Source organism: Embleya sp. NPDC020886 (assembly GCF_044333915.1).
GTDB lineage: Bacteria > Actinomycetota > Actinomycetes > Streptomycetales > Streptomycetaceae > Embleya.
The window spans coordinates 132,127-146,083 of sequence record NZ_JBIRRX010000005.1; the positions used below are offsets into that span (position 1 = coordinate 132,127).

The window sequence follows — 13,957 nt, forward strand, 5'->3', positions numbered from 1 at the left end:
GTCGGTCCGCCCGCCGGGGGTTCAGCCGGGCGGGCGGGGCGGTCGGTGGATCGCTTGCTGGTCCGGTTTCGGTTGTTCCCCGGGAATGGTCGTCGTGATCCTCCCGCGTTCCCCGTTCTGCGGATCCTCGGCCCGGGCACAACCCTGCGACTCCGGGGTCGGCGAGTCGTCCTCGGCCCGGGCCGAGGGCTCCGGCTCCGCGCCGTACGGACCCGACTCGGCCCGGCGGAAGGACGTCGGCTCGGTCGGCACGTCGTCCCCGGTCCGGATGCCTGCGCCGGCCGTTTCGTAGGGCAGCGGATCCGTGTGCTCCACCGGCCTCGGTCGGCTGCGCACCCGAACGCACACGCCGTACAGCATGGTGCTCTCGCCGATCCGCAGCCGGCGCCGGGACGTGCTCGTTCGGCCCTCGTGTTCGTGTCGTGCGGTGATCGTCACCCCCCGACCGGCTCGGGGCCGGCGTCCCCGGGCCACGAAGGACGTGGTCGCGCCCTGGAGCAGTGGGTGGTTGTGTTGCCACTCGTGGCGCATGCCGCGGAGCCGGCGCGTGGCGGCCTCGGGGAACCGATACGACTCCTTGTAGTCCAGGGTCAGTTCGATGGACACGTCCTTGGGGAACAGCCGCCAGAACGTGGTCGCCGCCGCGGCGGTGAGCGCGAGCCCCACCGCGAGCCAGACCCAGATCGACCAGTCGACCGAACCACGCACGGCGCCGGTGTAGGCGAGCCCGCCACCGCGCAGTCGGGACACCACGTACGGACCGTCGGCCTGCAGGAGATCGGCGAACTCGGCGGCCTGCGTGGCCGACACGGTGCCGAGCAAAGTGGCCTCGGCCTCGTATCCGGTCGAGGTGGCGAACGCATCGGATCGGGTGCGATCGTGGGCCCGGAGAGTGACCGGGACATGGGCCGGGATGCCCGGTTCCAACGTGATCGAGGTCGGCAGTCCGCTGTTCAGGGCCGGGTCGTCGATCTGCAGACCGGAGACGGTCACCCGGATGTGCAGCGCGCTCGACGTCAGGGTCAGACACAGCGTGGTGGGCCGGGACAGATCGACCCGTTGCACCGGGGCGGGAGCGGCACCCGCACAGGCGGCCGCATCGGGACGCACGCCGCGCACGGGTACGGGCCCGGGTCCGAACTCGGCCCGGACCGTCGCGCCCTGATCCACCCTGATCAGCGCGACGCCCTTGCGCTTGCGCGCGTCGTGTTCGAGGTCGCGCAGTCGGGCGGCCTGTTGGCTGACCGTGCCGCTGAGCGTCTGCGCCTTGGGCAACACCTCGGCGATCAGGTCGACGCCGCGGGCGTTCTCGCCGAGCGGCAGCGCGTAGGCGGCGATCGGACCGCGCTCCTCGACCGCCTTCGCGTACTCCTGCCGCAGGGTGGCCCAGCCGGGGGACTTGGCGTTCGCGAAGTCCGGATTGCCCGGCGCGTACAACTGGGCGTCGGTGAGCACCACGATCGCGGTGGGCGGCAGGTATCCGGCCGTGCGCCGCTTGTCGGCGGCGATGATCTCGGACACCGACACCATCGCGGCGCCGAAGTCGCTCTCCGTGTCGTTCGGCTTGGGCAGTTTGGCCAGGAAGTCGGCGATCGCGGCGGCGCCCTGGGGCGCCGTGGTCAGCGGCAGATGGGTCGTCGTCTTCGCGCCGAACCTGATCACCGAGATCCGGTCGTGGGCGGGCATCGCCAGCAGGAAGTCCTTCAGGGCCGCCTTGGCCGCGTCGTAGTTGCCGTCGTCGAGCATCGAGGTGGAGACGTCGAGCACGACGTAGAAATCGGCCGGTTGGCTGTCCGCGCCCAACTCGTCGAGCAGGCGGCCGGTGGCCACCACCGGGTCGGCGGTCCGCGGATCGTCGGCCCGGCGGGCCGCGGGTGTGGCGGGCGCGCACAGCAGCACGAGCAGGAGGGCGAGCACGAGGGCGAGCGGACCGGGCCGGGACGGTCGGGCCCGACCCTCGGTTCGAACGGCGTGGCTCGACGCGGGCCGGGGCATCGACGAGGGGGTGGCTGCGGACAAAGGTCATCCCTCCTTGGTCGTACGCGTGGCACGCATCGCCAGGATGGGCTCGATGATCCCTTGGGGTCGCGGGCGACCTTCCAGGCGCCCCAGGCTCGAGATGACGTTGTGGCACGCCTCCGGATCGATCCGCTGATTCTCCGGACTGCGGAAGCCGGCCGAGCTGGTCGCGTAGTAGCGGATCCGGTCGAAGTACTGGGCCAGCAACGGCGGCAGGCCGACGGCCGCCCTCCCGAAGGTGCTGCGGCCATCGCACAACCAGCCGAAGAACGCCTGCGGGTCGCGCACCCGCACCCGGCCGTGTCGATCCAGCTTCGCCCACGCGCCCGACCTGGCCTCACGGAACACCTTCGGGGCGTCGATCTTCGAGACGCACACGGCCAGTTCGAGCGGCAACAGGTCGACATCCGGGGCCCGGTCCTGCTGATGGGCGATCGCGCCGCGGAGCAGACGTCCCAGGTTCTCCAACCAGTGCTCGTCCTCGCAGGTCGGATCGAACAGCAGGATCAGGCCGGTGCGGGTGTTCAGATCGTCCTGCACCGCCTGCTGGTTGTCGTCGGTCAGGATCGGCAGTTCGCGCACGTCGGCCACGAACCGGGTGGAATCGGCGAGCCCGCGAAGCAACCGCACACGCGGGAGGCGGCGGAACAGGAAGCGGTACTCCGCCGGCTCGGGCAACCCGGTCGGGAACGCGTAGGGCTCGAACAACATGGCCCGAGCCCTTTCCTGGAACGCCAGGGTGCCCGGGCTGTGGGGCAGCGCCCGCCAACCCGGCGCGTGGTGGCCCGAGTCCGGTCCCTGTTCGACTCGGCGGCAGGATTCCTTGGCGGCTTCCTCGATCATCGCGAGAAAGGTGGTGCGACCCGAGCCCGGCGCGCCCCACAGGGCTATGCGCTTCTCCGGGAGGGTGGCCACCGGCGGATCCTCGGCCGGGTCGGCCGCGGGCGCGATCGGGTCGGTCATCGGCGATCCTCCTTCGAGCCGGCCGGGTCCGCCCCCGGCCGGGCGAGCAACTCGAGCAGCAGCGGCGGACCGCCCGCGTCGGTGGCCGCGCCCAGGCCGAATCGCAGCAGGTCCTCGGGCCTGCTCCGGCCCAGCGTGAAGCACCCGCTCGCGCCCAGCAGACGCCAGGCCTGCAGGGTGCGCCGCCGGGCCCAGGAGTCCAGCGCGCGCGGGTATTCGAGGTCGTCGGTGACCAGCATGTGTCGTACCCGCCGGGCGGCCTGATGTGCCATCAGGTCCACGTCCCAGCGGTAGCCGCCGTGCGCGCGAGCGGGGTCCCGGCCCGCGACATAGGGATGCGGGCCGCGTCGACCGACGGTGATCACCACGGTGGGCCGCTGCGGCGACCAGGCCAGCGCGTTCCCGCGCAACAGCGCGCACAGCCGCTCCAGAGGCGCGGCATACGGATCCACGATCGGCGAGCCGGTCCAGTCCGCGATCGCCGCCCGGGCCGCGGCCGGGTCGGTGAAGTCCACCCGGCGCAGCGGATCGTGGCCGGCCCGCCAGGGTTGCGGGTGATCGTGGTAGCCCACCACACCGGCCCGGCCCCACCGCGCGGCGCCGGCCGTGGGTGCCGCCGCCGCCAGTGCCAACAGCGCCCGGACCAGGTCCAGTCGGGCCTGGGTCCGGTCGGGCTCGCCGCCGAGTTCGACCGCGCACAACAGATCGCAGGTGACCTGCTCGCGCGCCCACCACGGCCGCTGCGTCGCCGGCCCCCGGGTGAGGGGCGCGAGCGGGCGGACCTCGGCGGGCTCCTCGGCCACCTCCCAGGCTGCGCCGCGGCCGGAGTCGAAGAGCAACCGGCCGGGGGTGGGCATCCGTACCGCCAGGCAGACCTCGCCCGGCGGCGCGATCACCTTGACTCGCGCCAGTTCCGACCATTCGCGCGCGTCCGCCGCGTCGGCGACCAACACCGACACCTCGTGCCCGTACGCCGATTCCCCGCGCAACCCGAGGGTGATCTCGGCGAGCGGCGCGGCCTCGGTACCGGGAATGGCGCCGCGTTCGAGCAACACGTCGTGGCGCTCCCGGGCCGGCTCGTTCGCCCGCGGATCGCCGCTGACCAGGTGCAGGGCGTGCCGAACCGGCGCGTCCAGAGCCAACTGCTCGACCAGGACCGCGAGTTCGGTCCCCTCGACGGCGAACGGGCCGCCCCGCAGCACGGCGGCCGGCGGCAGGACCTCGTGCACGATCTCGGCCGCGAGGGCGCACCAGCTCCATTGCGGGCACCGCTCGACCAGTACGAAGGCCCAGGCCCGGCCCGCGAGATCGGCGCTGCCCGACCGTACCTCGGCCAGTTTCCGGCCCCAGTCCTCGCGCAGCGTGCGCCGAGCCCGCCGCCGCAGCGCCTCCGGGGCCTGTGCCGTGCCCACGGCCGGCCTGCGGCCCACCCCGCCGGCCAGGGTCAACTCCCGGACCGCGACGTCCTCGGGCAACCACGGCACCACACTGCGCCACTCCTGACGGACCCGGTTCTCCGCGGGGGCCCGGATGAAGCCGTGGTGGTCGGGCAGCACCCACTGGGTGGTCAGGTGCCGTGTCCCGATCTCCAGGAACAACACCAGGTCCAGTTCACCCGCACTCAACGCGGTGAGCAGGGTCAGCGCCGCCGCCCGACCGGACGGCGCGGCGGATTCGGCCGCCGGGAACTCGGCATCGCGCGGCACGGGCCCGAATCGCACCAACTCGGCCAGGGGCTCGGGCACCCGGCCGTAGCCGCGCGCGTGCGCCACCCGGATCGCCGCCGCGTGATCGAACGCCCGCGCCGCGTCCCGATAGGCGGTGGGCCCGGGCGCCGACGGCGGCCAGCCGCAGCCGGCACACCACCCGGCGGGTTGCAGCAGATCCCAGCAGACGGGGCACACCACATCCACGACTCGGTCCTGGTCGCTCACCGCATCCGAACCCGTCGGACGGCCCGCCCCGATCCGCACATCCGTCGCTGAACTCCCGGCACGAATCCCCCTGTTCGTCCCATCCGGCAGGCCCGTCCCAAGGCTCGCCGACAGTGGAACCACGCTCGTGGCCGCCCACGGCGCCGGCCGGGCAGGCCGGCTCGCAGTGACGACCACTTACCCGCAGTGGCCGATCGTAGTCCCGTGCGTGGCCGAGTCGTGGCGTTTCCGTCGGGTTGTGATCGGACCTCCGCGCACGCGTGATCCGGGCGTCGCTCAGTCGACCGTCACCGGCACTTCCAGCGCCGTCACCGGCCCTTCCAGCGCGGTCACCTTCCCGTCGAAGCCGGCCAGGATCAGTTGCCCGTGCGCGCCGCCGGCCACCGACACCCCCGTGGCGGAACGAATTTCGGCCAGCCGTCGACCGGTGTCCGCGTCGTAGGTGCGAATCCCCCCGGCGGCGCCGGCGACATGCACGAGCGGGCCGACGGCGGTCACCCGCAACTCGGGTTGCGGCTCGTCGACGGCGCGCCAGAGCACCGCGCCGGTCGCCGCGTCGAGCGCGTACACGAACCCCTCCGCGGTCGCGACCAACACCCGCCCGTCCGCGAGTTCGGGCGCGGTCAACACCCCACCGGCGAGCTCGGCGGTCCACGCCGCCTCCCCCGTCTCCCAGTGCAGGGCGGTGACACCGCGCAGCGCGAGCGGAACATAGATGCGTTCCCGGTCCGCCGCGGGAGCACCGTGCACGGCTCCGGACGGTTGGGCGATCCAGCCCTCCTCGTGCTCGCGCCCCGCTTGCCAGGCGCGCACCCGCCCGCTGCGTTCGAGCACCGCGAGCCGGTCACCGGCGGTGCACACCCCCACCGGTTCACTCGCTCCCGCCGACATCCGGGTGCGCACGCCCGACTCCGGGTCGCCGAGCACGGTGACCGCGCCGTCCAGGGTGGCCGCGAAGACGGCATCCGCGCCGACCGGTGCCAGCGCCGCGACGGCGCCCGTCCCGGCCCGGATCGCGACCCCGCGCCACGCCCCGGTCGCCAGGTCGAACCTGCGCACATGGCCCGATCCCCCGCCCACCCACACGAGCCCGGGGGTGACGGTGGGGGCACACCACACCGGTTCACCCACCGTGGTGCGGTGTCGGAACACGCCCGTCAACGAGTCGATCAGGGCCACCCCACCCGCCGTGTCGACCACCACGACCAGCCCGTTCACCAGGAGCGGACGTGCTCGGATCCACTGATCCAGCGAGTGGGTCCACCAGTGGGTGATGTCCTTGCGTCGCCACAACATCGGCCCGTCGGCCCGGGCCGCCAGGCGGCTCGCGGCCTGTTGGTAGTCGGGTCCCAACCCGTGCAGCAGCGCCGCGCCGACCCGGGCCAGCGGGCGACTGTGCGGGCCGATCAGACCGACCGGGAGCGGCTCGCGCGCGGTGAGCAGGTCGTGGAAGTCGAATTCGACCCGGCCGAACCGATCGTCGATGAACTGCGCGACCCGAAAGTAGACCTCCAGGGCCGATTTCCGGCTCATCCCGCTCAGCAGCGTCTCGCGCACGCCCACGTCCAGGTCGTACAGCTCGTCGTCCGCTCTCGCCTCGGTCACCCGGTCGCGGGAGGCGACGAGCAGACCGCTGAGGAACACCTCGGCCGCGAACGCCGGATCCTCCGCCGCCAACACCGAGGACTGCACCACGCGTACGGTCGCGAGACTGATCGGCGCGGCGGCCAGCTTGCCGAGCAGTTCGACGGCGGTGGCGGACGCACCGGCCCGGAAGTCGGCGAGCCGCGCCGCCGGGGTGCGTGTGTCCTCGGGAGGTACGAACGCCGGTTCCGCGGCCTCGGGCCGACGCCGCGGATCGAGCACCCACGCGGGGTTGGCGAACTCGCTGCCGCGCTCGTCGGTGATCATCCGCGTCCACCGGGACAATTCGCTCCACCGGCCGGACCGCCGGTCCGGCGGGTCGCCCGGGCGCAGGCCGTCCGGATGCACGCCGATCACCGGGATCGCGACCCGTTCGTGCGAATACGTCCAGCGCTTGCCGTGCCGGACCCGAAAGGCCGACCGGCGTGCCGGGCCGGTGCCCTGGCTGCGAAAGACGACCGGGGTCAGCGGAATACGCGAGCGTTCCCACCACCGACGGGGCAGCAGGTTCAAGAACACGACCGGCCCCTGCTTGGCCCAGGTCGCGAGCATCGCCGCGGTGCCCGGATCCGACCACGCGCGACCGACGCCGTCGCTGATCACCATGATGATCCGCCGCCCGGCGACACCCACGGGCGCGGCGCTGCGACTGGTGGTCCCGATCGGCGTTCGCAACACCGCGCGGCCGTCCACCTCGGTGTCCAGCGACCAGGTCCGTACCGCGCGAAAGGTGCCGTTCCCGTCCAGCAGTCGGGCGAACTCGGCGAGCAGCCGGCGCCACGGGTCGAGCGAGGCCGCGCTGTCCACGACCAGCGCGAGTTCGAACCAGCGCTCCCGGGCCGGCGCGAGGACCGGCACGATCAGGTCGGTCAGCGCGGCGTGTTCGGCGGTCGCGTCCTCGTCCACCACCACCGAGTTCGGCGCGGCGCCGAACTGTCTCAATCGGCGCAGCAGTCGGGCCAGTTCGAGCCGATCGGGGAGCACGAACGCGGCCGGCGCGGGCGCTTCGCCGAGCCACTCCGGCAGCCGCAACCCGGCCGCGCGCGAGCCGCTGCCGATGCCGTCGGGCGCCTCGTCGGTGCCGGATTTCACGGTGTAGCCGGAATGGGTGTCCGGGCCGGAGGCATCCGCGGCCGAGCCGGCCGCCGTCTCCGGCCCCGGCACCCGTGGTGGCGGGATGCCGACCGGCGGCCCGCTCGGTATCTCCGGGGGCGGGCCGGGCTCGGGCGCGGAGGTGGGCACGGGGACGACCGGGGGCGGCTCGGCCCGGTCCGCCCGGTGGCGCTCGTTCGGCGCGCCGACGACCGCGCGCATCCAGGCCCAGTCCAGGATCGAGTCGACCGTGACCCCGTCGGGGTCCGCTTCGGCCATCGCTCACCCCTCGTTCAGGTCGTGGAACAGGAGAGTGGCCAGGAGATCGTTGTCCAACGACTGCCCGGCGCAATCCGGTTGATCCTCGACCTGGGCGCGGAACTGGAGGGCGTTGAGCAGTTGATCGGGTGGAAAGAGGCATCCGTCGTTGCGTTGGGCCCGGTTCAGGTAGTCGTCCAGCAGGCGTTCGTCGATCCGCACGCGGTCGTCCAGCCGGCTCCGGGCGATTCGCAGCAGCACGTCCCGTTGCGGCAGCTTGAGATGCAGGGGCACGCAGCGCCGTCGAAACGCCGCCGAGAACGCCCGCTCGCCGTTGCTGGTGAGGACCACGATCGGAAAGGCGGCGCATTGCACCAGACCGTTGCGCACCTCGACCGAATCGCCGAAGTCGCCGTCGTACGGCGTCACTTTCGCGGTATTCAGTCGGGCCCGGCGCAATTCGGGTATCTCGAAGGCACCCGTCTCGAAGACGTGCAGCAGGTCGTTGGGCAGGTCGACGTCGCCCTTGTCGATCTCGTCGATCAACAACACGCGCGGTCGGGGCCGGCGCAGCAGGGCGTCGCCGAGCGGGCCGAGTCTGATGTAGCTGCCGATATCGTCGCCGGCATCGCGGCCGGCGTCCGCGCCGGCGTCCCGCCCCTGCTCCCGGGCATCGCGTGCGTCGAGTTCGCCGGCGGTGCCGCCGCCCCGCGCGGCGTTCAGGCGCAGATTCATATCGTGCAACCGACCGAGCACGTCGTACTCGTACAGTCCCTCGCGCAGCGTGGAACGACTGGTGATCCCCCAGCGGAGCACCGGCCCCAGAGCCAGCCGGGTGGCGATGCTCTTGGCCAACGTGGTCTTGCCGGTACCGGGGTTCCCGGTCACCAGGAGCGGGCGGCGCAGATAGATCGCGGCGTTGACGAGGTTGTAGACCGTCGGGTCGCCGTAGAACTCGCCCGAATACGGCTCACCGGGTCGATCACCGGGGAGCTTCGCGTCGGCCGCGACCTCCGGCCCGGTGTCGTTCGTGCCGAAGCTGCGCCAGGGTGGCGGGTCGGGAAGCGGGATCGGATCGGTCTCGCCGGCCGACCGGGCGTCGTGACCGTTGTCGCCGCGATAGACCCACCACGGCGCGGGCGGGCCGTCCGCACCGACGACACTCGCGGCGTTCGCGTCCGGTACCGACTCAACCATGCCGTGTCCCCTTTTCCACCAAGACGCTGTTCAGCCGTCCCGTACCGGCCCATGGACACCAGCCCGGGTCGTCGAACAGGAGCACGACTCGTTGCGATGACGGTCCATCGTCATTAAGGGTGTGCCGCAGGCGCATCACAACGGAAGGCAATCCGCCGAGCGTTTGCTTCTCCGCCTCCAGCGTTCGGTGCAGGAGGTTTCCCACATCGGCGCCGGGACAGGGGGCGTTCGCGCCGTTCGTGCCGGTGCAGTCGCCGGTGCACGTCGTCCCGTGTGTCCACACCAGCGCCCATTTTCCGCGATCGAGCTGGTACTCGACCCGCCCGCGCCGATCCGGGTGGTGCTCCCATCGGTAGTCCTGGAAAAAGCCCACGGCCTCCCCGGGGCAACGCTCCAGGCGGTCACCGCAGTGGTGTCGGTTCAGGTGCGCCAGTGCGGGCCCCGAGCGCAGGTGCAACGATTCGGTCCACGTGGCGTAGTGCATCGGCCGGGCGACCCCGTGTCGCAGGATCGGCCTGAGCACGAGTTCGTGGTGCTCGCCGAGCACGAAGACCTGCTCGCCGTCACCGGCATCGGCCAACTCGAAGGGCTCGTTGAACAGTTCGGTCGGCAGCACGACCTGGAGTCGCGCCTGGGCGACCGAGGTCCATTGGGCCCACACCGCCCGATAGAACTCGACCAGGTAGGGCACCAGTCGATCGCGGGGCAGGTCCGCCCCGGACGGCAGGCCCTCGGGCAGCGCGAAGCGGTCGGCGCCGACGTAGAACAGCGGCTCCGCGTCGTATCGGACCAGCCTCGGGTCGTCGGGCGACTGGTCGTTCTCCCGGATGAACACCACCAGGGTCAACGGTTGACGTTCGGCTACGTCGGCGGGCCGGAAGTCTTCGATGTCGCGGCCCTTGAGTCGCTCCGCCCATTCCGCCACCCACGTCTGCTCGGACCGCACGTACAGCCACTCCAGCAGGTACCGAATCGGATGTTCGCCCGTCGGAGCCGCGAGCGCCATCAGTGCCGTCGCCCACTCGACGGGATCCTCCTCGACGAAGACGCCCGGGGGAACCCCTTGCTCGCGGAGGTAGGTGCGCAGCAGTTTCTGCTCGTCCGCGCCGATCCGGGCGCCCCGCAACGCGGAGAGCAGGCGGCTGCCGTCCGCCTCGAACCGCCGGTCCGGGTCTCGTTCGACCGCGCGCCAGTCGGTCGTGTTCGGTCCGCGATACAGCATCGACTGGGTCAGGCGCCGGCCGCCGGGAACGGACCGTACGAGCCTGGTGTCGATCGTCTCCGACATGATCCGGAACCGGCGCTCGGTCAGTGCGTCCGGGCCTTCGGCCCGCAACTCCTCGATCAGGGCTCGGGTGAAGATCGCCTCGTCCGCCATGCGGCGCGCGAATTGCCCCTCGCCCGCCGCGAAGGCCGCGGAAAGACGTGCCTTGCCCGACTTTTTGACCGGCTCCTCCTTGAGCACGTTCACCACCGTGCCCTGCGCGTCGGCCCGGTCGTCGGCGCACACCTCGAACACCGCGAACTGGTCGATCCGACAGGCCACCGAGGTGAATCGGGACAGCAGATCGTCGACGTCGATCGCCCGCTGCCACGGTTGCGGGAAGCCGGGCACGTGATAGGCGGGCAGTTCGAGCCGCCGTCTGCCCGCGTTGCGGTAGCCGTGGCCCGCCCAGTGCAGCAGGAAGCGGTCGCCGTCGCGCCAGTCGACGGGCGCCCGGTCGATCGCCGCTTCGAAGTGCATGGACGTCAACTCGCCGGGCGAGCCGCCTGGACCGAGCAACACCGAGTGCTCGCCGACCAGTTCGGCCAACCGCTCGGCGACCGGCTCGGACGCCGCGGCGATCGAGGCGAGCACGGTGATGTGCTCGCGCTCCGCCGCACCGGTCTCGGTCAGCCACTGCACGAGTTCCAGCGTCTGGGCCGGTGCACCGGGCAGGTCGCCCGGGCTCCCGGCATGCTCGGGATAGTGCTCGACGCAGACCAACAGGGCGTGCGTCGTCACCGGCCGCCCCGCACCACACGTTCGATCTCCGTGTACAGCTCGTCGCACTTCCAGTAGACACCGTGCGCCTGCGGAAACGGGCGCCGTACCCGTACCTCGACATCGTGCACCGCGTCGGCGAAGACCGGGTGGGCCCGGAAGGACAACCAGTCGCGCGCGTTCCAAAGGTTGATCCACGGAATCGACGGGGACCTGGGCGGGCCGCTCGTCGCGGGTTGCGTGGCCAGCGCGCCGAGGGCGCCGAAGTAGCCGATCTGGGAGCCGGCGGTGATCAGTGCGCGCACCTGGGGCAACGGGTATCGGGGTTGGTACGGTTCGCTCGCCGACCGCGCCTGGGTCAGCGTCTCGAACGAGGCGATGCCGCCGAGCGAGTGTGCGAGCACCACGACCGGTCCCCGAATCCGGGCGATCCGCGCCGCGAGGTAGGCGCGCAGGTTCTCCCCGTGGGCCTGGTAGTACAGGATGTCGCCGATCGCGGGCACGCTGCCGCCCAGGGTGCCCCCGCGCAACAGGCTCTGCAGCGGCCAACTCGCGTACATCAGGCTGCCCTTGAGCGCGCCGGAGATCCGCCCGCCCGCCGCATCGCCACCGCAGGCGTCCCGCACCGCCGCGACGAGCAGGCCGCGCCACTCCACCGGCCACGGACCCGGTCCGTCCGCCCGACCGGCCAGGGCCTGGCCGAACGCCCCCACCACGGCCCGCCCGATCACGTCGTAGTCGGCGGACGCGGCGAGCACGTCCGCCGCCGCCTCGAACTCGACCGACTCGGCGACCCGCCGGGCCGCCGTCGTGAACGACTCGCCCCACTCGGCCGGCCCACCGGGCAACACGTCCGCGAGCGCGGTCTCCACCACCGCGTGCCGCACGGCCCAGCGCAGGTCGTCGCCGGCCTCGGAGCGCCGCAGGGCGCCGGCCTGGGCCCGCGCCTCGGCCACGGCGCGCAACTCGTGCAGGGGGTCGACCTCCAGGGTCGCTCCCAGGCGCAGGTCGGCCTCCTCCGGATCGACCTCCACGGCCCGGCCGGGTTCCTCGGGGTCGGCGATGCCGATCAGGGTGCGCAGCGTCGGCGACACCTCGACGCCGCACGCCGCGCCCCAGTCGACCGCTTCCACCGCTACGCCCGGCAGCCGCTCGGCGACCTTCGCGGTGACGGTGCGCACCGCCGCCGAGTCGGCGATTTCCCGCACGCCGGTTCCGTGCACGAAAACAATCGTGGTCATGGGCTCCCCCGGATACGCAGTCGATCCGCCCTTGCCCGCCGTACGTTAGTGATCCAACCGACCCGATGGAGTCACTTCCGGCGCCGTCCCACCCGATCCGTCAACTCGTGCACGCGGGAACCTGTTTGCTCAGGTCGCCGCCGCTCTCCAGATATATCGCGGGCACGTAACCGGTCTTGCCCTCCACGTCGATCTGCGCCCAGGTGCGGCTGGAGGAGCCCGCGTAGTAGGCGATCGAGCCCTCCGCATGGCAGTTCGCCCGGACCTGGGTGCCGGTCTTGATCTGCACGACCTTGTCCGACTGGTACGACGTGCCCTTGTACATCACCAGCCAGCCGCCGGTGTGCACGGTCGCCGCCACGGAACCGGGCCTGGGCCCGGCCCCGCTCTGCCCGGTACCGGAAGTGGCCTTGCCGGTGCCGGACTTGCCCGGGCTCGGCGTGGCCGACGAGCTCTTGCTCGAACCGGTACCGGCCGTCTTGGTCTTCTTGTCGCCCGAACCGCCGCCGTCCACCGTGAGCAGTGCCACGAAGAAGACGATCACCAACAGGATCAGTCCGCCGACCACCATCAGGATCCGGACCGGATGCCGACTCAGCGCGTTCAATCCGAACCGTCCACGCGGCGGCCCGCCGATGGGCGTCGGGGTGGAGAAGAACTCCACCCGCCTCCGGTTGTCCATACGACCCCCTGCGTCCCCGTGTCGCCCGATATGCACGTGTCGGGACGAACCCCTCTCGGACGAGAGAGGTATGCCCACAATGACCATCAGACACCAACGACGCGCGCCAGACGTCTTAACGAGCGCATAAATCGACCGCTACGGCGTCGGGACCCAGTCCACCCGGCCCGCGAGCAGCACGTAGCCCACGAACGCCACGATGTCGATCAGCGCGTGCGCCACCAGCAACGGCATCACCCGACCCCAACGCTTGTACAGCAGGCAGAACACGCCGCCCATCACGATGTTGCCGAAGAACCCGCCGATGCCCTGATACAGGTGGTACGAGCCGCGCACCACCGCGCTGATCGCCACCGCCTTGACCCACGGCACCTCCAACTGCCCGAGCCGGCGCAGCAGATAGCCGAGGACGATCACCTCCTCCAGGGCCGCGTTCTGGATCGCGGACAACACCAGCACCGGAATCCGCCACCACACGTCCGGCAGCGTGGTGGGCACCACGGTCAGATTCGCCCCCGCCGCGTGCGCGCCCAGGTACAGCGCCAGCCCCGATCCGCCGATCGCCGCCGCGACCCCCGCGCCGCGACCCAGGTCCCACCACGGCCGGGTCCGGTCGACCCCGAGCACCCGCAGCGAGTGGCCCTCGCGCATCAGCAGGTGCGCGACCAGGAACACCGGCACCAGCGCGGTGGCGATCCCGAACAGTTGCCAGGCCAGGTCCAGCCACGGCCGATCGAGCGCCCGGGAGCCGTTGAGCACCGCGGCCTTGTGCCCCAGGCCGCCCGGCGCGGTCAACGAGCCGAGGAAGGAGATCAGCGAGGAGACCCCGGAGGCGCCCAGGGACAGGGCGAGCACCAGCACCACTTCCGAGCGCAGCACTCGGCGCCGGGGCACGGTGGGGGTCTCGACGGACTCGGGCTCGGTGATCACCCGCACACGTTAC

General features: G+C 72.0%; 9 protein-coding genes. All 9 read right to left on the reverse strand.

Annotated elements, in window-relative coordinates:
- Nucleotides 1-21: 21 nt before the first annotated feature.
- Nucleotides 22-2,019 (reverse strand): VWA domain-containing protein, encoded by a 1,998-nt coding sequence (locus tag ACH4U8_RS19835; RefSeq protein ID WP_395779043.1) that lies wholly within the window; start codon nt 2,017-2,019, stop codon nt 22-24.
- Nucleotides 2,020-2,022: 3 nt separating this feature from the next.
- Complete coding sequence (locus tag ACH4U8_RS19840; RefSeq protein ID WP_395779045.1) at nt 2,023-2,982, reverse strand: hypothetical protein; 960 nt, start codon at nt 2,980-2,982, stop codon at nt 2,023-2,025.
- Entirely contained in the window at nt 2,979-4,916 is a 1,938-nt protein-coding gene (locus ACH4U8_RS19845) for a hypothetical protein (RefSeq protein ID WP_395779047.1), read from the reverse strand. The genes ACH4U8_RS19840 and ACH4U8_RS19845 overlap by 4 nt, the downstream gene beginning before the upstream one ends.
- A gap of 276 nt (nt 4,917-5,192) precedes the next feature.
- The gene (locus ACH4U8_RS19850; RefSeq protein ID WP_395779049.1) at nt 5,193-7,931 is read right to left on the reverse strand and encodes an SAV_2336 N-terminal domain-related protein; all 2,739 of its coding nucleotides are present in this window, start codon (nt 7,929-7,931) and stop codon (nt 5,193-5,195) included.
- A 3-nt stretch (nt 7,932-7,934) separates the two neighbouring features.
- The gene (locus tag ACH4U8_RS19855) at nt 7,935-9,107 is read right to left on the reverse strand and encodes an AAA family ATPase (protein WP_395779051.1); all 1,173 of its coding nucleotides are present in this window, start codon (nt 9,105-9,107) and stop codon (nt 7,935-7,937) included.
- The gene (locus tag ACH4U8_RS19860) at nt 9,100-11,112 is read right to left on the reverse strand and encodes a caspase family protein (RefSeq protein WP_395779053.1); all 2,013 of its coding nucleotides are present in this window, start codon (nt 11,110-11,112) and stop codon (nt 9,100-9,102) included. Before ACH4U8_RS19860 ends, ACH4U8_RS19855 begins: the two co-directional genes overlap by 8 nt.
- Nucleotides 11,109-12,332, reverse strand: coding sequence for a hypothetical protein (locus ACH4U8_RS19865; RefSeq protein ID WP_395779055.1), 1,224 nt, complete (start codon nt 12,330-12,332; stop codon nt 11,109-11,111). The genes ACH4U8_RS19860 and ACH4U8_RS19865 overlap by 4 nt, the downstream gene beginning before the upstream one ends.
- A gap of 100 nt (nt 12,333-12,432) precedes the next feature.
- Nucleotides 12,433-13,014, reverse strand: coding sequence for a hypothetical protein (locus ACH4U8_RS19870; RefSeq protein WP_395779057.1), 582 nt, complete (start codon nt 13,012-13,014; stop codon nt 12,433-12,435).
- Nucleotides 13,015-13,152: 138 nt separating this feature from the next.
- Nucleotides 13,153-13,950, reverse strand: a complete 798-nt coding sequence (locus ACH4U8_RS19875) for a CPBP family intramembrane glutamic endopeptidase (protein ID WP_395779059.1) — start codon at nt 13,948-13,950, stop codon at nt 13,153-13,155.
- Between the last annotated feature and the right edge of the window lie 7 nt (nt 13,951-13,957).